16 protein-coding genes are annotated in these 20,513 nt (G+C 68.8%); all 16 read left to right on the top strand.

The features are described from left to right. Positions 1-4: 4 nt before the first annotated feature. Positions 5-1,027, top strand: coding sequence for an NADH-quinone oxidoreductase subunit NuoH (gene nuoH / locus VQ03_RS22130; protein ID WP_048453072.1), 1,023 nt, complete (start codon positions 5-7; stop codon positions 1,025-1,027). A gap of 22 nt (positions 1,028-1,049) precedes the next feature. Continuing rightward, the gene (gene nuoI / locus VQ03_RS22125) at positions 1,050-1,538 is read left to right on the top strand and encodes an NADH-quinone oxidoreductase subunit NuoI (RefSeq protein WP_048447551.1); all 489 of its coding nucleotides are present in this window, start codon (positions 1,050-1,052) and stop codon (positions 1,536-1,538) included. A 189-nt stretch (positions 1,539-1,727) separates the two neighbouring features. After that, on the top strand, positions 1,728-2,348 hold the full coding sequence (locus VQ03_RS22120; protein WP_048453071.1) for an NADH-quinone oxidoreductase subunit J: 621 nt from the start codon (positions 1,728-1,730) through the stop codon (positions 2,346-2,348). Positions 2,349-2,473: 125 nt separating this feature from the next. Then, positions 2,474-2,779 (top strand): NADH-quinone oxidoreductase subunit NuoK, encoded by a 306-nt coding sequence (gene nuoK / locus VQ03_RS22115; RefSeq protein WP_048425446.1) that lies wholly within the window; start codon positions 2,474-2,476, stop codon positions 2,777-2,779. Between the two features lie 82 nt (positions 2,780-2,861). Further along, positions 2,862-5,006 carry an NADH-quinone oxidoreductase subunit L gene (gene nuoL, locus VQ03_RS22110; RefSeq protein ID WP_048453070.1) on the top strand — a complete coding sequence of 715 codons (2,145 nt, stop codon included), beginning with the start codon at positions 2,862-2,864 and terminating at the stop codon, positions 5,004-5,006. Positions 5,007-5,028: 22 nt separating this feature from the next. Further along, positions 5,029-6,549, top strand: coding sequence for an NADH-quinone oxidoreductase subunit M (locus tag VQ03_RS22105; RefSeq protein WP_048453069.1), 1,521 nt, complete (start codon positions 5,029-5,031; stop codon positions 6,547-6,549). A 10-nt stretch (positions 6,550-6,559) separates the two neighbouring features. Next, positions 6,560-8,005, top strand: coding sequence for an NADH-quinone oxidoreductase subunit NuoN (nuoN, locus tag VQ03_RS22100; protein WP_048453068.1), 1,446 nt, complete (start codon positions 6,560-6,562; stop codon positions 8,003-8,005). A 4-nt stretch (positions 8,006-8,009) separates the two neighbouring features. Then, the gene (locus tag VQ03_RS22095) at positions 8,010-8,810 is read left to right on the top strand and encodes a biotin--[acetyl-CoA-carboxylase] ligase (protein ID WP_048453067.1); all 801 of its coding nucleotides are present in this window, start codon (positions 8,010-8,012) and stop codon (positions 8,808-8,810) included. A 225-nt stretch (positions 8,811-9,035) separates the two neighbouring features. Next, positions 9,036-10,709: a ribonuclease J gene (locus VQ03_RS22090; RefSeq protein ID WP_048453066.1), complete on the top strand. Its 1,674-nt coding sequence runs from the start codon at positions 9,036-9,038 to the stop codon at positions 10,707-10,709. A 342-nt stretch (positions 10,710-11,051) separates the two neighbouring features. Continuing rightward, complete coding sequence (mce, locus tag VQ03_RS22085) at positions 11,052-11,456, top strand: methylmalonyl-CoA epimerase (RefSeq protein ID WP_048453065.1); 405 nt, start codon at positions 11,052-11,054, stop codon at positions 11,454-11,456. Further along, positions 11,453-11,791, top strand: a complete 339-nt coding sequence (locus VQ03_RS22080) for a DUF1467 family protein (protein WP_245292166.1) — start codon at positions 11,453-11,455, stop codon at positions 11,789-11,791. The genes mce and VQ03_RS22080 overlap by 4 nt, the downstream gene beginning before the upstream one ends. A 461-nt stretch (positions 11,792-12,252) precedes the next feature. Further along, on the top strand, positions 12,253-13,587 hold the full coding sequence (gene proS / locus VQ03_RS22075) for a proline--tRNA ligase (protein ID WP_048453064.1): 1,335 nt from the start codon (positions 12,253-12,255) through the stop codon (positions 13,585-13,587). Positions 13,588-13,591: 4 nt separating this feature from the next. Next, a complete protein-coding gene (locus VQ03_RS22070; RefSeq protein ID WP_048453063.1) occupies positions 13,592-14,902 on the top strand; it encodes a lipoprotein-releasing ABC transporter permease subunit in 1,311 nt (436 codons plus the stop codon). Between the two features lie 111 nt (positions 14,903-15,013). Beyond that, entirely contained in the window at positions 15,014-15,715 is a 702-nt protein-coding gene (locus VQ03_RS22065; RefSeq protein WP_048453062.1) for an ABC transporter ATP-binding protein, read from the top strand. A gap of 174 nt (positions 15,716-15,889) precedes the next feature. Further along, positions 15,890-18,568 carry a pyruvate, phosphate dikinase gene (ppdK, locus tag VQ03_RS22060; RefSeq protein WP_048453061.1) on the top strand — a complete coding sequence of 893 codons (2,679 nt, stop codon included), beginning with the start codon at positions 15,890-15,892 and terminating at the stop codon, positions 18,566-18,568. Positions 18,569-18,876: 308 nt separating this feature from the next. Then, a partial coding sequence (locus VQ03_RS22055) for an adenylate/guanylate cyclase domain-containing protein (RefSeq protein WP_053078698.1) occupies positions 18,877-20,513 on the top strand: 1,637 nt, incomplete at its 3' end.

The raw sequence follows: 20,513 nt of genomic DNA, 5'->3' as shown, positions 1-20,513 counted from the left end.
ACCGATGACCGTCTGGGAGGTGCTGGGCACCGTCCTCCTCGTGGCCCTGAAGAGCGTGGCGCTGCTGGTGGCGCTGCTGGTCTTCATCGCCTACGCCCTGCTCGCCGACCGCAAGATCTGGGCGGCGGTGCAGCTGCGCCGCGGCCCGAACGTGGTCGGGCCGTGGGGCCTGTTCCAATCCTTCGCGGACCTCCTGAAGTTCGTGCTGAAGGAGCCGGTTATCCCGGCGGGCGCCAACAAGAGCCTGTTCCTCCTGGCGCCGATGATCTTCGCCACCCTGGCGCTCGCCGCCTGGGCGGTGATCCCGCTCGCCGAGGGCTGGCCGATCGCCGACATCAATGTCGGCATCATCTACATCTTCGCGATCTCGTCGCTCGGCGTCTACGGCGTCATCATGGGCGGCTGGGCCTCGAACTCCAAATACGCCTTCCTCGGCGCGCTCCGCTCGGCGGCCCAGATGGTGTCCTACGAGGTGTCGCTCGGCTTCGTGATCGTCACGGTGCTGATGTGCGCCGGCTCGCTGAACCTATCGCAGATCGTGCGGGCGCAGGACACCTCGCTCGGCATCCTCGGCTGGTACTGGCTCTGGCTCTTCCCGATGTTCGTGGTGTTCTTCATCTCGGCGCTCGCCGAGACGAACCGCCCGCCCTTCGACCTGCCGGAGGCCGAGTCGGAGCTGGTCGCCGGCTACATGGTGGAATATTCCTCCACCCCGTACCTGCTGTTCATGCTCGGCGAGTACGTCGCCATCGTCACGATGTGCGCGCTTGGCACGATCCTGTTCCTCGGCGGCTGGCTCTCCCCGATCCCGTTCGCGCCCTTCACCTGGGTGCCCGGCCTGATCTGGTTCGCCCTGAAGGCCAGCTTCCTGTTCTTCATGATCGCCATGGTGAAGGCCATGGTGCCGCGCTACCGCTACGACCAGCTCATGCGGCTGGGCTGGAAGGTGTTCCTTCCGCTCTCGCTGATCATGGTCTTCGTCGTCGCCTTCGTCCTAAAGCTGACCGGCCTCGCGCCGGTCTCGTGAACCAACCGTCGGAGAACGAGCCATGAAGCTCGACCAGGTCGCCCGCGGCCTGCTGTTGAAGGAGTTCGTCACCGGGTTCGCCCTGGCGATGCGCTACTTCTTCAAGCCCAAGGCGACGATCAACTACCCGTTCGAGATGGGCCATCGCGGCCCGCGCTTCCGCGGCGAGCACGCCTTGCGGCGCTACCCCAACGGGGAAGAGCGCTGCATCGCCTGCAAGCTCTGCGAGGCGGTGTGCCCGGCCCAGGCCATCACCATCGAGGCGGGTCCGCGCCGCAACGACGGCACGCGGCGCACCACCCGCTACGACATCGACATGGTGAAGTGCATCTATTGCGGCATGTGCCAGGAGGCCTGCCCGGTGGACGCCATCGTCGAGGGGCCGAACTTCGAGTTCTCGGTGGAGACCCGCGAGGAGCTTCTCTACGACAAGGCCAAGCTGCTGGCGAACGGCGACCGCTGGGAGCGCGAGATCGCCCGCAACATCGCGGCCGACGCGCCTTATCGCTGATCGCAGGCACGGGAGGGCGGCATGCCCTCCCTCGAGACGGGTAAGGGGAGGGCAGTGATCCTGCCCACCCAGACGCCACATTCGCCGCTCCCCCGGTTGTGCGCCGCGGGAGCGGGTTCTATAGACGAGCCGCCGGCACGCTCCGGGGGTCGGGCAGGAGGCCGCCGCCAGGCGGCATGAATTCAGCGCATGACCGCAGCCGCCGCCTTCTTCTATCTGTTCGCCGCGATCACCGTCGCCTCCGGCTTCATGGTGATCGCCTCGCGCAACCCCGTGACCTCGGTGCTCTTCCTCATCCTCGCCTTCGTGAACGCCTCCGGGCTGTTCGTGCTGATGGGGGCGGAGTTCCTGGCCATGCTCCTCGTCGTGGTCTATGTCGGCGCCGTCGCGGTGCTGTTCCTGTTCGTGGTGATGATGCTCGACGTCGATTTCGCCGAGCTGCGCCAGGGCTTCCAGGACTACCTGCCGGTCGGCGGCCTGATCGGCGCGGTGTTCCTGATCGAGCTGCTCCTCGTCGTCGGCTCCTGGGCGATCGATCCCGGCCTGGTCCACGGCCCGCTCGCGGTGTCGCCGGGCAGCGAGACGGTCACCAACACGCAGGCCCTGGGCCTCGTTCTCTACACCAACTACTTTTTCTTCTTCCAGGTCGCAGGGCTGATCCTGCTGGTCGCGATGATCGGCGCGATCGTGCTGACCCTGCGCGACCGGCCCGGCGTCAAGCGCCAGGACATCGCGATCCAGAACGCCCGCACCCAGGCCGACGCCGTCGAGGTCCGCCACGTGCCGACCGGCCAGGGTGTCGAGGTGTGAGGGCCGTCGCGGTCTGAAGCGAGTTCATGCGGGGCTGATCCAGGCCTCGCGAGGCTGATGGCAAGAGCGGCGGGGCCCTGAGCGCCCCGCGACACGAAGGCGGCCGCGCGCGGCCGAGAGGCACGATGATCGGTTTGAGCCATTACCTGACGGTCGCCGCGATCCTGTTCACCCTCGGGGTGCTCGGCATCTTCATCAACCGCAAGAACATCATCGTCATCTTGATGTCCGTCGAGCTGATCCTGCTCGCGGTGAACATCAACCTGGTGGCGTTCTCGACCCATCTCGGCGACATCGTCGGCCAGGTCTTCGCCCTGTTCGTGCTGACCGTCGCTGCCGCCGAGGCCGCGATCGGCCTCGCCATCCTGGTGGTGTTCTTCCGCAACCGCGGCTCGATCGCCGTCGAGGACGTCAACATGATGAAGGGCTGACGCGGCTCTTAAACGAGCCCTCACGCCCTTTCCCGAAAACCAGTGCCGCAGCGGCAAGAGCCACGCGAGGCCGGACCTTAGCATGTACCACGCGATCGTCTTCCTGCCCCTGATCGGCTTCCTCATCGCCGGTCTGTTCGGGCGCCGCATCGGCCCGCGGGCCAGCGAGGTGGTCACCACCGGCATCCTCATCTTCGTGGCGCTCCTGTCGTGGATCGCCTTCTTCGAGGTGACCGGAGGGCACGGCCACGGGGCCACCACGCACCACGTCGCGACGTGGTTCACCGCCGGCGGCCTGACGGTCGACTGGGCGTTCCGGGCCGACACGCTCACGGCGGTCATGCTGGTGGTGGTCAACAGCGTCTCGGCGCTCGTCCACCTCTACTCGATGGGCTACATGCACGAGGACCCGCACCGGCCGCGGTTCTTCGCCTACCTGTCGCTCTTCACCTTCGCCATGCTGATGCTGGTGACGTCGGACAACCTCGTCCAGATGTTCTTCGGCTGGGAGGGCGTCGGCCTCGCCTCGTACCTTCTGATCGGCTTCTGGTACGAGAAGCCCTCGGCCAACGCCGCCGCTATGAAGGCGTTCATCGTCAACCGTGTCGGCGATTTCGGCTTCTCCCTCGGCATCTTCCTCTGCTTCGTGCTGTTCGGCGCGGTCAGCTACGACGCCATCTTCGCCAAGGTCCCCGAGCTCAAGGACGCGACGTTCCACCTGCTCGGCTACGACTGGAACGCGCTGACCATCTGCTGCCTGCTGCTGTTCATGGGTGCCATGGGCAAGTCGGCGCAGTTCCTGCTGCACACCTGGCTGCCGGACGCGATGGAGGGCCCGACCCCGGTCTCGGCGCTGATCCATGCCGCCACCATGGTGACCGCCGGCGTGTTCATGGTCGCCCGCCTGTCGCCCCTGTTCGACGCGGCGCCGAACGCGCTGATCGTCGTCACGGTGATCGGCGGCATCACGGCCTTCTTCGCCGCCACGGTCGGCCTCGTCCAGAACGACATCAAGCGCGTCATCGCCTACTCGACCTGCTCGCAGCTCGGCTACATGTTCGTCGCGCTCGGCGTCGGCGCCTATGCGGCGGGCGTGTTCCACCTCTTCACCCATGCCTTCTTCAAGGCGCTGCTGTTCCTCGGGGCCGGCTCGGTCATCCACGCGATGCACCACGAGCAGGACATGCGGAACATGGGCGCTCTGCGGCGCTACATTCCCTTCACCACCGCCATGATGGCGATCGGGACGCTGGCGCTCATCGGCTTCCCCTTCACAGCGGGCTTCTACTCGAAGGACGCGATCATCGAGGCGGCCTACATGTCGACCCGGCCGGGCCACGTGCTGGCCTTCCTGGCGACCGTCATCGCGGCCTTCTTCACCTCGTTCTACTCCTGGCGCCTGTTCTTCATGACGTTCGAGGGGCCGGCCCGCTGGCAGAACGCCCACGCGCACGGTCATGACGACCTTCACGCCGACGCCCACCACGCGGTCGCCCACGCCTCGGCCCGTCCCTCCTCGGCCCATCCCTCCTCGGCCATCGCCGACGGTGCTCCCGGCCACCACGAGGGGGTCGCGCACGACGATAAGGGTCACGACGTCGAGCCCGCCTCGCATTCGGCGATCGAGCACCACGACCACCACGCCCACACCCCGCACGAGAGCCCGCGGGTGATGACGATCCCGCTCGCGGTCCTGGCGCTCGGCGCGATCTTCGCCGGCCTGGTGTTCAAGAACCGCTTCATCGGCGAGGGCATGGACGAGTTCTGGAAGGGTGCGCTCGCGCACGGCCCCGACAACCACATCATGCACGACATCCACAACGCGCCGGCCTGGGTGCAGCACTCGCCCTTCGTGATGCTGGTCCTCGGCTTCGTGCTCGCCTACTGGATGTATATCCGCCGGCCGGAGCTGCCGAACCAGCTCGCCCAGAGCCAGTCGCTGCTGTACCGCTTCCTGCTCAACAAGTGGTACTTCGACGAGATCTACGACCGGGTCTTCGTCCGCCCGGCCAAGGGCTTCGGCGAGTTCCTGTGGAAGGTCGGCGACGGCCGCATCATCGACGGGATGGGCCCGAACGGCATCGCCGCCCGCGTCGTCGACATCACCCGCGGCGTGGTCCGTCTCCAGACCGGCTACGTCTACCATTACGCCTTCGTGATGCTGGTCGGCGTCGCGGCCCTGGTGAGCTGGTACCTGATCACCGGCGTCTCCGCGGCCACCCACTGACCTGACCGGAGAACAGAGAATCATGCTCGGCCTCGGGATCCTCTCCGGCCTCCTCATCCTGCCGCTCGTCGGCGCCGCCTTCATCCTGACGCTGGGCGGCGACGAGCAGGCGGTGCGGCGCAACGCCCGCTGGGCGGCGCTGATCACCACGCTCGCCACCTTCCTGCTGTCCCTGGTCGCCTGGGGCCGCTACGACGCCACGACCGCGCAGTTCCAGCTCGTCGAGTCCCATGCCTGGCTGACCGACACGATCCGGTTCAAGCTCGGCGTCGACGGCTTCTCGATGCCGCTGGTGCTGCTCACCACCTTCCTGATGCCGTTCTGCATCGGCGCCTCCTGGCTCTCGATCGAGCACAGGGTGAAGGAGTATTTCGTCGCGTTCCTGGTCCTCGAGACCACGATGATCGGCGTGTTCTGCGCCCTCGACCTGGTGCTCTTCTACCTGTTCTTCGAGGCCGGCCTGATCCCGATGTTCCTGATCATCGGCATCTGGGGTGGCAAGCGCCGGATCTACGCGTCGTTCAAGTTCTTCCTTTACACCCTGCTCGGCTCGGTGCTGATGCTGCTCGCCATCATGGCGATGTACTGGCAGGCCGGCACGACCGACATCCCGACCCTGCTGCAGACCCGCTTCCCGGCGAACATGCAGATCTGGCTCTGGCTCGCCTTCTTCGCTTCCTTCGCGGTGAAGATGCCGATGTGGCCGGTCCATACCTGGCTCCCCGACGCCCACGTCGAGGCGCCGACCGCCGGCTCGGTCATCCTGGCCGGCATCCTGCTCAAGATGGGCGGCTACGGCTTCATCCGCGTCTCGCTGCCGATGTTCCCGGACGCCTCCCACTACTTCGCCCCGATGGTCTATACGCTGTCGGTGGTGGCGATCATCTATACCTCGCTGGTCGCTCTGGTGCAGACCGACATCAAGAAGCTGATCGCCTATTCCTCCGTGGCGCATATGGGCTTCGTGACCCTCGGCCTGTTCACGTTGAACGAGCAGGGCATCCAGGGCGCTCTGTTCCTGATGATCTCTCACGGCATCGTGTCGGGCGCGCTCTTCCTCTGCGTCGGCGTGATCTACGACCGGATGCACACCCGCGAAATCTCGGCCTATGGCGGCCTGGTGAAGCGGATGCCGCTCTACGCGGTCGCCATGATGGTGTTCACCATGGCCAATGTCGGCCTGCCGGGCACCTCGGGCTTCGTCGGCGAGTTCCTGGCGATGATGGGCGCCTTCCGGGCCAACCCGATGGTGTCGTTCTTCTCGGTCTTCGGCATCATCCTGTCGGCGGCCTACGCCCTGTGGCTGTTCGCCCGGGTGGTCTACGGCAAGCTCGAGAAGCCGAGCCTGCAGGGGATCACCGACCTCGACCGTCGCGAGATGCTGATCCTCGCCCCGCTGGTGGCGCTGACGATCTATTACGGCGTCCATCCCGGCCCGATCCTCGACGTCTTCGCGCCCTCGACCGACGCGCTGATGCAAGGATTGCGCGCCGCCCTCTCCACGACCCAGACCGCTGCGGCGGCCCTGCCGGTCCCGCACTGAGTTCTTCGCGATGAACGCCGCTCAGATCGTCATGCCCGCCATCGGGCCCGCCTTGCCGGAGCTGATCCTCTCGGTCGGCGTCCTGGTGCTCATCCTCTACGGCGCCTTCAAGGGCGAGCGCTCCACCGAGGGCGTCAGCGTCGGTGCCCTGATCCTGCTGATCCTCGCGCTGTTCGCGGTGGTCAGCCAGCCCTTCGGCACGAAGGTCACCACCTTCAACGGCTCCTTCATCGTCGACGGGTTCGCCCGGATCATGAAGGCGCTGACCCTGATCGGGTCGGCCGCGGCGATCCTCCTCGCCAAGGAGCATTTCGAGCGCGAGCGCATCGCCCGGTTCGAGTACCCGATCCTGATCGTCCTCTCGACGATCGGCATGATGATCATGGCCTCGGCCAACGATCTGATCGCGCTCTATATGGGCCTCGAGCTGCAGAGCCTGGCGGCCTACGTCATCGCCTCGTTCCACCGTGACAACCTGCGCTCGACCGAGGCCGGCCTGAAGTACTTCGTGCTCGGCGCTCTCTCGTCCGGCATGCTGCTCTACGGCGCCTCGCTGGTCTACGGCTTCACCGGCACCGTCTCGTTCCCGCACATCGCCACCGCGCTCCGCGAGGGTTCGGGCCTCGGCATGGTGCTGGGCGTGGTGTTCGTCGCCGCCGGCGTCTCGTTCAAGCTCGCCGCCGTGCCGTTCCACATGTGGACGCCGGACGTCTACGAGGGCGCACCCACCCCGGTCACCGCCTTCTTCGCCTCGGCTCCCAAGATGGCCGCGATGGCGATGGCCGTGCGCGTCTTCATCGGCGCCTTCCCGGTCATCACGCCGGAATGGCAGCAGATCATCGTGTTCGTGTCGATCGCCTCGATGGCGCTCGGCTCCTTCGCGGCGATCGGCCAGCGCAGCCTCAAGCGCCTGATGGCCTATTCCTCCATCGCCAATGTCGGCTACGCGCTCATCGGGCTCGCCGCCGGCACGCAGGAGGGGGTGCGCGGCGTGGTGATCTACATGGCGATCTACCTCGCCATGACGCTCGGCGCCTTCGCGGTGATCCTGTCGCTGCGCCGCGGCCGGAAGATGTACGAGACCATCGACGACCTGTCGGGCCTGTCGCGCACCCACCCTTGGGTGGCGTTCCTGCTGGCCATGATGATGTTCTCGCTCGCCGGCATCCCGCCCCTCGCCGGGTTCTTCGCCAAGTTCTACGTCTTCGCTGCGGCCATCAAGGCGAACCTCGTGACCCTGGCGGTGATCGGCGTGGTGACCAGCGTGATCGGCGCCTATTACTACCTGCGCCTCGTCAAGGTGATGTACTTCGATGAGCCGGCCGAGGCCTATGAGCCGATGGGCCCCGGCCTGCGCATCGTGCTCGGCCTGTCGAGCGTGGTGGTGCTGCTGTTCTGGCTCGTTCCGGCCCCGCTGGTCGGCCTCGCCGGGACCGCCGCGAAGTCGCTGTTCTAGGCGCATGACCTTCGTGCTCGACCCCGCGGCCATTGCCGCGGGATACCGTATCGAGGTCCATGACAGCCTCGGCTCGACGAGCACGCAGGCCCTCGAACGCGCGCGCGCCGGCGAGGCGGGTCCGCTCTGGGTCGTCACCCGCGAGCAGACCGGTGGCCGCGGCCGGCGCGGCAAGGGCTGGGGCTGGATCGCGGGCAACCACGCCGCGAGCCTGCTCTGGCCGGTCCCGCCAGGCCTTGCCCCGGACCGGGTCGCGACACTGGGCTTCGTCGCCGGTATCGCGGTGGAACGGGCGCTGCGCCGTGCCTGCGGCCCGGGAACCACCGGAGTTGCCCCGGATTTCCGGCTCAAATGGCCGAACGACGTTCTTCTCGGTGGCGCCAAGCTCGTCGGCATCCTCCTCGAGATGGAGACCCTCCCGGGCCGCGGCGCCTTCGTGACCGTGGGAATCGGCGTCAACGTCGCGGGCGCGCCGGACGGGCTGCCCTATGCGGCGACCTCGTTGGCGGAGGCGGGCCATGCCGTCGACGCGCCGGGGCTGTTTCGCCTGCTCACCGGCGCCTGGGTCGAGGCCGAGCGGCTTTGGGACGAGGGAAGAGGCTTCCTGCGCATCCGCGACGCCTGGCTCGCCGCAGCGGTGGGGCTCGGCGGTCCGGTGAGCGTCCAGACCGGTGCCCGCGCGATGACCGGGACCTTCGAGACGATCGACGAAGGGGGCCGGCTGGTCGTGCGCCTCGCGGATGGGGAGCGTGTCGCCATCTCCGCCGGTGAGGTGCATTTCGGAACGGCCGCGACCGCGGCCTGATGATCGACGGACCGCGTCAGCGGCCCGACGGGGAGCGGAGCGGCGCCGGAACGGCGACGACGCATCCTCGGGAGCATGGGTTCTTCCGGCGGGGCGCCTTCCGGCGCCGCCGCCGCGCGGCCGTTTCCGGTCGCACACACGACATGACGGCGCCGTGACCGTGACGGCAGCGAGGCCGTTCCTTGAGTGGGACCGCGACGGCGGTTCGTGCAGTGATGGACCAGGATGTCGAACAAGGGAGATGAGCTGATCTTCGTGCCCCTCGGTGGGGTGGGCGAGATCGGCATGAATGCCGCGCTCTACGGCTTCGGGCCGCCGAAGCACCGCAAGTGGATCATGGTCGACCTCGGCATGGGCTTCGCCAGCGAGGAGCACATGCCGGGCGTCGATTTGATGTATCCGGACCTCAGCTTCGCGGAGGAGCAGCGCGAGAACCTGCTCGGCATCCTGATCACCCACGGCCACGAGGACCATATCGGCGCCATCGGCGAGCTCTGGCCGAAGCTGAAGGTGCCGATCTACGCCACCCGCTTCACCAAGAACCTGATCGAGGCCCGCCGCCTCGGCGAGCCGGGCGCGCCCAAGGTCGACATGCGCGAAGTCCCGGCCGACGGCCGGCTCGAGCTGGGGCCGTTCTCGATCGAGTACGTGCCGGTGGCCCACTCGATCCCGGAGGCGAACGCGCTCGCCATCCGCACGCCGCTCGGCCTGGTCCTCCATACCGGCGACTGGAAGCTCGACGACGCGCCGGTGGCGGGCAACACCACCTCGGAGGAGACCTTCACCCGTCTCGGCGAGGAGGGCGTCCTGGCCCTGGTCTGCGATTCGACCAACGTCACCCGCGAGGGCCGCTCTCCGAGCGAGTCGGAGGTGGCCGATCACCTCGCCGAGCTGATCCGCAACTCGCCCCACCGTGTCGCGGTGACGACCTTCGCGTCGAACGTCGCCCGCATGCGCGCCGTGTGCCTCGCCGCCCAGGCCTGCGGCCGCGACGTGGTGGCGGTCGGCCGTGCCATGGACCGGGTGATCGACGTCGCCCGCGAATGCGGCTACCTCGACGGCCTGCCCGAGATCCGCGGCGCCGAGGCCTACGGCTACCTGCCGCGCGAGAAGGTGGTGGCTCTGCTCACCGGCTCGCAAGGCGAGCCGCGGGCGGCGATGGCCCGGGTCTCCCGCGACGAGCATCCGGAGATCGCGCTCTCTCCCGGCGACCGGGTGATCTTCTCCTCGCGGGCGATTCCCGGCAACGAGCGGGCGGTCGGCGCGATCATCAACGACCTGATCGAGGCCGGCATCCAGGTCATCACCGACCGTACCGAGCTGGTCCACGTCTCCGGCCACCCGCGCCGCGACGAGATGGCGGCGATGTATCGCTGGACCAAGCCGCGCATCGCTGTGCCGGTCCACGGCGAGGCGCTGCATCTGGCCGAGCACGCCACCTTCGCCCGGAAGCAGGGCGTCGAGCAGGTGGTCAAGGCCCGCAACGGCACCCTGATCCGCCTCGCCCCGGGCGAGCCGGAGATCGTCACCCACGTCAAGAGCGGGCGGATCTACAAGGACGGCAACGTCCTGGTCGATTCGAACGACCGGGCGATCCCCGAGCGGCGCAAGCTCGCCTTCACGGGCATCGTCTCGGTGGCGATCGCCCTCGACCGCAACGGCGAGCTCAAGGGCGAGCCGTCGATCGACCTGATGGGCCTGCCGAGCTACGGCCGCAAGGGCGAGGTCATCATCGACGTCGTCGGCGACGCCGTCGAGCGGACGCTCGACGGCCTGTCGCGGGTCAAGCGGCGGGATTCGGAGGCGGTGGAGAACGCCGTCGACCGGGCGATCCGCTCGGCCGTCAACGAGGTGTGGGGCAAGAAGCCGGCCTGCCACGTGATGGTGGTGGAGGTGTGAGGAGCCCCCCTCGCTCTCGTTTCCGGGTATAGCGCCTAACCTTCCCCCTCTGCGGGGGAGGGTGCCCGGCTGCGAGTGCGAAGCTCTCGTGCGCCGGGCGGGAGAGGAGCAGCGCGACGCTGTAGGGCTTGGCACCCTTCAGGACGGTTCCGATTCATCCGGAAGCGTGGTTCCCCTCTCCCGGCCCGCTCCGCGGGCCGCCCTCCTCCGCAGAGGGGGGAGGGTTCGGGCGCGAGCCTTGGAGTAATGTGGCGATCACGCGGACCGGCTGCTGCCGTAGCGCCACCCCGACCCACGCCCTAAAACCAACAATCACCCCACGGACCACCGGAGGAACACCCCATGATCGGCAGGCTCAACCACGTCGCCATCGCGGTGAAGGATCTCGAGGCCTCGGCGAAGGTGTATCGCGATACCCTCGGGGCGACCCTGTCGGCGCCGCTGCCGCAGCCGGAGCATGGCGTGACGGTGATCTTCGTCGAGCTTCCCAACAGCAAGATCGAGTTGCTCGAGCCCTTGGGCGCGGATTCGCCGATCAACGCCTTCCTGGAGCGCAATCCGGGCGGCGGCATCCACCATGTCTGCTACGAGGTCGAGGACATCCTGGCGGCGCGCGACAAGCTGAAGGCTCAAGGAGCGCGCATCCTCGGCACGGGCGAGCCCCGGATCGGCGCCCACGGCAAGCCGGTGCTGTTCCTGCACCCGAAGGACTTCCTCGGCACTCTGGTGGAGCTGGAGCAGGCGTGAGCGTGGACGCCCTCCTCGACCGCGCCACCGCCTCGATCCCCCGAACGCTCGGGGTCTGCATCCTCCTGATGCTGCCGGTCCTGGCGCTGGCGGTCTGGGGCTTTCGCCTCAGCGGCTTCGGGGCGGGGGCGCTCTATTTCGTGGTGTGGTGGACGCTGCTCTTCGCGGTGCTGCCGTTCCGGGCCGCGCCCGACGGCACCGAGGTGATCGTGCCGGGGCAGGATCTCGGCGCGCCGCACCGGCCGCAGATGCGCCGCAAGGCGGTTTGGACCACGCTGGTATCGGACGTGGTGTTCATCGCCGCCGTCGCGGCTTTCCCACTCGCCGGATTGTAACGGTTCGCGACCGCGAAAGGTCGCGATCCTCCCTGAAGCGGTATTTGCCGTCGACGCGAAGGTCCAAAATAAAAAAGCAAGGCTCGGAAGCCTTGCTTGATAGCTTTCTGAATGTTTTCGCCAGCCTATGATCTGTTGTTCACCCGTTTGGGCGTTGAGGCTGGCTTTTCCTCCCGAGACTCGGACCTTGCGCGGCGCCGTTCGGCCTGCCTGCGCATCATCGCGAGGACGCTTATAGGAAGAAGAATTCGCATTGTCACCTGCCTCCGAGCAGATTGATGCGTTTTTTTGCATGGCCGGCGCATTTTCCTCCTCCGCCCCGCATGGGGCGCGCAGGATAGGGGCCATGCCGGCCCTCGGCCTGCGTTTCATGTTTTGCGAACGGGGCCGGAAGCGTGCAAAAGGGCGGTCCCCGGGGGCTCCCCGACGATCACCACCCGCCTGCCACGCCAAGGTCCGACATGCGTCTCAGCCGCTACTTCCTGCCCATCCTGCGCGAGACGCCCAAGGAAGCGGAGATCGTCTCGCACCGGCTGATGCTGCGCGCCGGCATGATCCGCCAGGAAGCCGCCGGCATCTATGCCTGGCTGCCGCTGGGCCTGCGGGTGCTCAACCGGGTGGCCGACATCATCCGGGCCGAGCAGGACCGCTCGGGCGCCATCGAGCTCTTGATGCCGACGATCCAGTCGGCGGATCTCTGGCGCGAATCCGGCCGCTACGACGCGTATGGCAAGGAGATGCTGCGCATCAAGGACCGGCACGAGCGCGACATGCTGTTCGGGCCGACCAACGAGGAGATGATCACCGCGATCTTCCGCTCGGCGGTGCGGTCCTACAAGGACCTGCCGAAGAACCTCTACCACATCCAGTGGAAGTTCCGCGACGAGGTGCGGCCGCGCTTCGGCACGATGCGCTCGCGCGAGTTCCTGATGAAGGACGCCTACTCGTTCGACCTCGACCAGGCGAGCGCGCGGCACTCCTACAACAAGATGTTCGTGGCGTACCTGCGCACCTTCGCGCGGCTCGGGCTGAAGGCGATCCCGATGCGGGCCGAGACCGGGCCGATCGGCGGCGACCTGTCCCACGAATTCATCATCCTGGCCCAGACCGGCGAGAGCGAGGTCTTCTGCGACCGCGCCTATCTCGACTTCGCGACTCCCGACGCGACGACCGACTTCGACGACGTCGCCGGCCTCCAGGCGACCGTCGACCACTGGACCTCGCGCTACGCTGCCACCTCGGAGATGCACGACGCCGCCGCCTTCGCCGAGGTGCCGCAACCTGAGCAGATGGCCGCCCGCGGCATCGAGGTCGGCCACATCTTCTATTTCGGCACCAAGTACTCGGAGCCGATGGGCGCCAAGGTCACCGGGCCGGACGGGCAGGAGCGCCCGGTCCATATGGGTTCCTACGGCATCGGCCCGAGCCGGCTGGTGGCGGCGATCATCGAGGCGGGCCACGACGAGGCCGGCATCGTGTGGCCGGATGCGGTGGCGCCGTTCGACGTCGCGCTCCTCAACCTCAAGGTCGGGGATGCGGGCACCGACGCGGCCTGCGCCAAGCTCCAGGGCGAGCTGGAGGCCGCCGGCCTGACCGTGCTCTACGACGACCGCGACGAGCGTCCGGGCGGCAAGTTCGCCACCGCCGACCTGATCGGCCTGCCCTGGCAGGTCATCGTCGGTCCGAAGGGGCTCGCCGAGGGCAAGGTCGAGGTGAAGCGCCGCGCCACCGGCGCCCGCGAGACCGTGGCGCCCGACGCCGTGCCGGCCTATCTGCGCCAGAACCGGACGGCCTGAGCCGATGGCCCTCGCCGCGCTCCGCGACCGCCTGCCCAAGGTCGGCGCATTGCTCAGGCCGCGCGGCGGGGGCGGCACCCTGCCGTTCGCGCCCTTCGAGTGGACGATCGCCGGGCGCTACCTGCGCACCCGGCGGAAAGAAGGCTTCGTCTCGGTCATCGCCCTGTTCTCGTTCCTCGGGATCATGCTGGGCGTGGCCACCCTCATCATCGTGCTCTCGGTGATGAACGGCTTCCGCAAGGAGCTCTTGAGCAAGATCGTCGGCATCAACGGCCACATCTTCGTCGCGCCGATCGACCGGCCGCTGACCGACTTCGCCGACCTGTCCGACCGGCTCGGCAAGGTGGCGGGCGTCCACCTCGCCCTGCCCATGGTCGAAGGCCAGGCCTTCGCCTCGTCGCAGTTCGGCGGCTCGGGCGTGCTGGTGCGCGGCGTGCGGGCCGAGGATCTGAAGAAGATCCCGTCGGTCGCGGGCACCATCCGGGGCGGCACGCTGGAGAACTTCGACACCGGCGGCGGCGTCGCCATCGGCAAGCGGCTGGCCGAATCCCTCGGCCTCCAGGCCGGCGACACGATCACGCTGGCGACCCCGAAGGGCGCGACGACGCCGTTCGGCACCGCGCCGCGGATCAAGGGCTACACCGTCGCGGCGGTGTTCGAGGTCGGCATGTCCGAGTTCGACGGCACCTTCGTGTACATGCCGCTCTCCGAAGCTCAGGCCTTCTTCAACCGGGACGGCGACGTCTCGGTGATCGAGGTCTTCCTCGACAACGCCGATTCGGTCGGCGAGGCGAGGGGCGAGCTGGAACTGGCCGCCGAGCGCCCGGTGCTGATCACCGACTGGCGCCAGCGCAACCGCACCTTCTTCTCCGCCCTCGAGGTGGAGCGCAACGTGATGTTCATCATCCTCACGCTGATCGTGCTGGTGGCGGCGCTCAACATCGTCTCCGGGCTGATCATGCTGGTGAAGGACAAGTCGAGCGACATCGCGATCCTGCGCACCATGGGGGCGACGCGGGGCGCGATCATGCGGGTGTTCCTGATCACCGGCGCCTCGATCGGCATCCTCGGCACGCTCGCGGGCTTCGTCCTCGGCCTGGTCTTCTCGGCCAACCTCACGGTGATCCAGCGCACGCTCTTCCCGGGGGCCTGGGACCCGACGGTGCGGTTCCTGTCGGAGATCCCGTCGGAGACCAATGCCGGCGAGGTCGTCGCCGTGGTGGCGATGTCGATGGTGCTGTCGCTGCTGGCCACCCTCTACCCGTCCTGGCGCGCGGCCCGGCTCGACCCGGTGCAGGCCCTGCGCTACGGCTGATCCGTCGGGCCCCCGCCCCCCGATCCTGTTCCCGAGTACGCTACGGATGCTGCGACCCGTCTATCCCCTGACCTCCGCCCCGCGCCCCACCGCGAAGGGCGCCTGACGCCGATGGACGACACCCCGCAGCAGCCGGTCCCGGCGCTCTTCCTCGCCCAGGTCGAGCGGCGCTACGCGCAAGGCACCGGTCATCTCGAGATCCTGCGCGGAGCGGATCTGGCGATCTGGCCCGGCGAGATCGTGGCCCTCGTGGCGCCGTCCGGCACCGGCAAGTCGACCCTGCTCCACGTCGCCGGCCTGCTGGAGCGGCCCGACGGCGGCGAGGTCTATATCGGCGGCCAGCCGAGCGCCCGGATGGACGATGCCGCCCGCACCCGGATGCGGCGCGAGGAGATGGGCTTCGTCTACCAGTCGCACCACCTGCTGCCGGAATTCTCGGCCCTCGAGAACGTGGTTCTGCCGCAGCTCATCCGCGGCCTGTCGGCCAAGGAGGCCCGCTCCCGGGCCGGCGAGCTGTTGTCGTTCCTCGGCCTCAAGGAGCGCTTGAGCCACCGCCCGGCGGAGCTGTCCGGCGGCGAGCAGCAGCGCGTCGCGATCGCCCGGGCGCTCGCCAACGGCCCGCGGCTGCTGCTCGCCGACGAGCCGACCGGCAACCTCGACCCGCAGACGGCAGGCCACGTCTTCGCGATCCTGGTCTCGCTGGTGCGCGCCTCGGGCGTCGCGGCGCTGATCGCCACCCACAACCTGGAACTGGCCGCCCGGATGGACCGGCGGGTGACGATCCAGAACGGGCTCATCGTCCAGCTCGCCTGACCGGCCGTCGCCGGCCCCACCACGGGCACCCGGGCCGGGGCGAGGGAGCTGCCGCAGCCTACATTCCCGCATCAAGACTTCTGGACGGGGATGCCGTTCAGCTTGCGTTGGGGTCGCGAATGGTCCAACCCGGCGGGAACGTCAGGCGGCAGCCGCTACGAACGGACAAGTGACATGGCGAAGTGGGTCTACACCTTCGGCGACGGCAAGGCCGAGGGCAAGTCGGCGATGCGCGACCTGCTCGGAGGCAAGGGCGCGAACCTGGCCGAGATGTCGAATCTCGGTCTCCCGGTGCCGCCGGGCTTCACCATCACCACCGAGGTCTGCACCTATTACTACGACCATGGCCGGCAATACCCGCCGGAGCTGGAGGGCGAGGTCGCGGCCGCCCTGGAAGCCGTCGGCAAGCTGACGGGTCGTCGCTTCGGGGATGCCGAGTCGCCGCTGCTCGTGTCGGTACGCTCCGGCGCCCGGGCCTCGATGCCCGGCATGATGGACACGGTGCTGAATCTCGGCCTCAACGACACCACCGTCGAGGCCCTGGCCCGCGGCGCCGGCGACGAGCGCTTCGCCTATGACAGCTACCGCCGCTTCATCACCATGTACTCGAACGTGGTGCTCGGCGTGGAGCACCATTCCTTCGAGGAGGTGCTGGAGCGCTACAAGGACGAGAAGGGCCTGAGCCTCGACACCGAGCTCGGAGCGGCCGACTGGAAGCACCTGATCGGCGAGTACAAGGCGCTGGTGAAGCGCGAGCTCGGCCAGGACTTCCCGCAGGACCCGCAGGCCCAGCTCTGGGGCGCGATCGGCGCGGTGTTCGGCTCGTGGATGAACCCGCGCGCCAACAAGTACCGCGAGTTGCACAACATCCCGGCGAGCTGGGGCACCGCGGTCAACGTCCAGGCCATGGTCTTCGGCAACATGGGCGAGACCTCGGCCACCGGCGTCGCCTTCACCCGCAACCCCTCCACCGGCGAGAAGGCGCTCTACGGCGAGTTCCTGATCAACGCGCAGGGTGAGGACGTGGTGGCGGGCATCCGCACGCCGCAGGACATCACCGAGGCCGCCCGCATCGAATCCGGCTCCGACAAGCCGTCGATGGAGCGGGCGATGCCGGAGGCCTATGCCGAACTCGTGCGGATCTACGGCCTGCTCGAGAACCATTACCGCGACATGCAGGACATGGAGTTCACGGTCGAGACCGGGAAGCTCTGGATGCTGCAGACCCGCAACGGCAAGCGCACGGCGAAGGCCGCGCTCCGCATCGCCGTGGAGCTGGCGGCGGAAGGTCTCATCACCCACGAGGAGGCGGTCGGCCGCGTCGAGCCCGCCTCCCTCGACCAGCTGCTCCACCCGACCATCGACCCGAAGGCCGAGCGCAAGGTCATCGCCACCGGCCTGCCGGCCTCGCCGGGCGCCGCCTCGGGCGAGATCGTGTTCAATTCCGAGGAGGCCGAGGCCGCCAAGAAGGCCGAGCGCAAGGTCATCCTGGTCCGCGTCGAGACCTCGCCGGAGGACATCCACGGCATGCATGCCGCGGAAGGAATCCTGACGACCCGCGGCGGCATGACCTCGCACGCGGCGGTGGTCGCCCGCGGCATGGGCAAGCCCTGCGTCTCCGGCGCCGGCTCGATTCGCGTCGACTACGCCGCCCGCACCCTGTCGGTCGGCGGCGTGACGCTGAAGGCCGGCGACCGCATCACCATCGACGGCTCGAACGGCCAGGTGATGCAGGGCGCGGTCGAGATGATCGAGCCCGAGCTGTCGGGCGACTTCGCAGCGCTGATGGAATGGGCGGACAAGGTCCGCACCATGAAGGTCCGCACCAACGCCGAGACCCCGCTCGACGCCCGCACCGCCCGCAAGTACGGCGCCGAGGGTATCGGCCTGTGCCGCACCGAGCACATGTTCTTCCAGGAGGAGCGCATCGTGGCGATGCGCGAGATGATCCTGGCGGATGACGAGGACGGGCGGCGCGCCGCGCTCGCCAAGCTCCTGCCGTATCAGCGCCAGGACTTCGTCGAGCTGTTCACCATCATGTCGGGCCTGCCGGTGACGATCCGCCTGCTCGACCCGCCGCTGCACGAGTTCCTGCCGCATTCCGACAAGGAGATCGGCGAGGTCGCCGCCGCCACCGGCGTCCAGGAGGACAAGGTGCGGCGCCGGATGAACGAGCTGCACGAGTTCAACCCGATGCTCGGCTTCCGCGGCTGCCGGCTGGCGATCCTCTACCCCGAGATCGCCGAGATGCAGGCCCGCGCCATCTTCGAGGCCGCCGTCGAGGCCGCCAAGCAGACCGGCACGCCGATCATCGCCGAGGTGATGGTGCCGCTGGTCTTCACCCGCACCGAGTTCGACCTGGTGAAGGCCCGCATCGACGCCATGGCCAAGGCCGTGGCCTCCGAGACCGGCACCGCGGTCGAGTACCAGGTCGGCACGATGATCGAGCTGCCGCGCGCGGCTTTGCGGGCCGGCGACATCGCCCAGACGGCGGAGTTCTTCTCCTTCGGCACCAACGACCTGACCCAGACCACGCTCGGCATCAGCCGCGACGATGCGGGGCGCTTCCTCGGCCCGTACACCCAGCGCGGCATCCTGGCCTCCGACCCGTTTGTGTCGATCGACCAGGAGGGTGTGGGTGAACTCGTGCGCCTCGCCGCCGAGCGCGGCCGGGCGGTGCGGGACAAGCTGAAGCTCGGCATCTGCGGCGAGCATGGCGGCGACCCGGCCTCGATCGCCTTCTGCCAGGAGACCGGCCTCGACTACGTCTCCTGCTCGCCCTTCCGCGTGCCGATCGCGCGGCTGGCGGCGGCGCAGGCGGCGCTCAAGGTGAAGGGCCGCGGCGAGGCGTGATCGGCACGAGGCCCGCAGGTTCGCATCCCGGGCCGAGTGCATCGTCCTCGACAGATCCCGGGCTCGCCCGGGATCTGCAAGCGACAGACGAAGCCGGGCACGCCCGACTTCTCGCGGGCAGAGGGCCGTGTCCCCGTCCAGGGTATACGGCGAGGCGGTAGCCGACGGTGAGGGGGCGGTGCCGAACGAGGCTTCTCCGGAAACATCCCTCGCCCTCGCCCTTCGGGCTCCTTGAGTACCCGACAAGGGTGCTCAAGCCTTTCTCCGCCCGCGGGGAGAGGGGAAACCCGAGCCGAGAGAAGGACCCCATGCGCGAGCCGCCCCCCGCCGGCCGTCCCGATCCGGAAGCCGGCGCCCGCCTGTGGCGCGGCTCGGTCGCACAGCGCCTGCGCCTGGTCTCGGGGCTGGTCCTCTTCGCCTTCGCGGCCACGCATTTCGCCAACCACGCGCTCGGCCTCGTCGGTCTCGACACGATGATGGAGGTGGCCCGCTGGCGGGTCGCGGTCACGCGCTCGCTCCCCGGCAGCCTGATCCTCGGCCTCGCGCTCCTCGCCCACATCGCCTTCTCGCTGGTGCGGCTCGCCGAGCGCCGGACGCTCCGGATGCCGCCCTGGGAGGCGATGCAGACGCTGCTCGGCTTCGCGATCCCGTTCCTGCTGGTGCCGCATGTCCTGGGGACGCGGATCACCAACCTGGTGGACGGCACGCGGACCACCTACGCCTACGTGATCGCCCGCATCTGGCCCGACGGGATGGGCTACCAGACCGCCCTGCTGCTGGTGGTCTGGCTGCATGGCTGCCTCGGCCTGCATGCCTGGCTGCGCCTGTCGCCGCTCTACCGGCGAATGGCGCCGCTGCTCGCCGTACCGGCCTTCGGCCTGCCGGCCGCGGCGCTCGCCGGCATCGTCACGCAGGGCCGCCTCATGGAGCGGGACAGGGTGCTGGCGCGCCGCTTCGACGCGCCCGACCTCGACGCGCGCTGGCAGGTGCCGCCCGTCGATACGACGGTCGCGGCCTGGGGCGACACCGTCACGGGGATCATCTACGCCGCCGTCGCCCTGGCGCTCGGGGTGGTGCTGATGCGGGCGGCCGCGACCCTGCGGGCCCGGCGCTTCAGCGTCACCTATGTCGGCGGGCCGACGGTGAAGAGCCTGGAAGGGCCGACGCTCCTCGAGATCAGCCGGGCGAACCGGGTGCCGCACGTCTCGGTCTGCGGCGGGCGCGGGCGCTGCTCGACCTGCCGGGTGCTGGTGGTCGCCGGCGAGGAGAGCCTGTCGGCGGCCGGGCTCCAGGAGGCGGCGGCCCTGCGGGCGATCGGCGCGCCGGGCAATGTGCGCCTCGCCTGCCAGGCGCGTCCCGGCGGCGACGTGGCCGTGATGCGCATCCTCGACCCACGCCGCTCGGAAACGGCGGACAAGCACCTCACCAACACCGATGTCGCCGGGATCGAGCGCGAGGTCGCGATCCTGTTCATCGACATCCGCGGCTTCACGCCGCTCTCCGAGCGCAAGCTGCCTTTCGACGTGGTCTTCATCCTCAACCGCTTCTTCGAGGCCGCCGGCCGCGAGATCGAGGCGGCGGGGGGCTGGATCGGCGGCTATGCGGGCGACGGGCTGCTCGCCCTGTTCACCCATCCGGACGGGATCGGCCCCGCCTGCCGGGCGGCCTTCATCGCCGCGGCCCGCGTCGACGGCGCGGTGTCCGAGCTCAACCGCCAGCTCGCCGCCGAGCTGCCGGCAGCGCTCCGGATGGCGATGGGCCTGCATGCCGGCCCCCTCGTGCTCGGCCGTCTCGGTTACGGCGCGAGCCGGGGGATGTCGGTGATCGGCCCGGCGGTGAACCTGGCGAGCCGGCTCGAATCCCTCGCCAAGGCCGCCGACATGCAGCTCGTCGCCTCGGCCGAGGCCGCTCTGCGCGCCGGCATCGGCCTCGACGGGCTTCGGGT

The sequence above is a fragment of the Methylobacterium tarhaniae genome, from assembly GCF_001043955.1.
In the GTDB taxonomy this organism is placed as follows: domain Bacteria; phylum Pseudomonadota; class Alphaproteobacteria; order Rhizobiales; family Beijerinckiaceae; genus Methylobacterium; species Methylobacterium tarhaniae.
This window is presented reverse-complemented; position numbering and strand designations above follow the sequence as displayed.

Excerpts from the sequence above, each read along its gene's own strand:
- VQ03_RS22105 (WP_048453069.1), top strand. The coding sequence starts at position 5,029 with ATGCTCGGCCTCGGGATCCTCTCCGGCCTCCTCATCCTGCCGCTCGTC.
- nuoN (WP_048453068.1), top strand. The coding sequence starts at position 6,560 with ATGAACGCCGCTCAGATCGTCATGCCCGCCATCGGGCCCGCCTTGCCG.
- nuoI (WP_048447551.1), top strand. The coding sequence starts at position 1,050 with ATGAAGCTCGACCAGGTCGCCCGCGGCCTGCTGTTGAAGGAGTTCGTC.
- nuoH (WP_048453072.1), top strand. The coding sequence starts at position 5 with ATGACCGTCTGGGAGGTGCTGGGCACCGTCCTCCTCGTGGCCCTGAAG.
- ppdK (WP_048453061.1), top strand. The coding sequence starts at position 15,890 with ATGGCGAAGTGGGTCTACACCTTCGGCGACGGCAAGGCCGAGGGCAAG.
- nuoL (WP_048453070.1), top strand. The coding sequence starts at position 2,862 with ATGTACCACGCGATCGTCTTCCTGCCCCTGATCGGCTTCCTCATCGCC.
- mce (WP_048453065.1), top strand. The coding sequence starts at position 11,052 with ATGATCGGCAGGCTCAACCACGTCGCCATCGCGGTGAAGGATCTCGAG.
- proS (WP_048453064.1), top strand. The coding sequence starts at position 12,253 with ATGCGTCTCAGCCGCTACTTCCTGCCCATCCTGCGCGAGACGCCCAAG.
- VQ03_RS22095 (WP_048453067.1), top strand. The coding sequence starts at position 8,010 with ATGACCTTCGTGCTCGACCCCGCGGCCATTGCCGCGGGATACCGTATC.
- VQ03_RS22090 (WP_048453066.1), top strand. The coding sequence starts at position 9,036 with ATGTCGAACAAGGGAGATGAGCTGATCTTCGTGCCCCTCGGTGGGGTG.
- VQ03_RS22065 (WP_048453062.1), top strand. The coding sequence starts at position 15,014 with ATGGACGACACCCCGCAGCAGCCGGTCCCGGCGCTCTTCCTCGCCCAG.
- VQ03_RS22120 (WP_048453071.1), top strand. The coding sequence starts at position 1,728 with ATGACCGCAGCCGCCGCCTTCTTCTATCTGTTCGCCGCGATCACCGTC.
- VQ03_RS22070 (WP_048453063.1), top strand. The coding sequence starts at position 13,592 with ATGGCCCTCGCCGCGCTCCGCGACCGCCTGCCCAAGGTCGGCGCATTG.
- nuoK (WP_048425446.1), top strand. The coding sequence starts at position 2,474 with ATGATCGGTTTGAGCCATTACCTGACGGTCGCCGCGATCCTGTTCACC.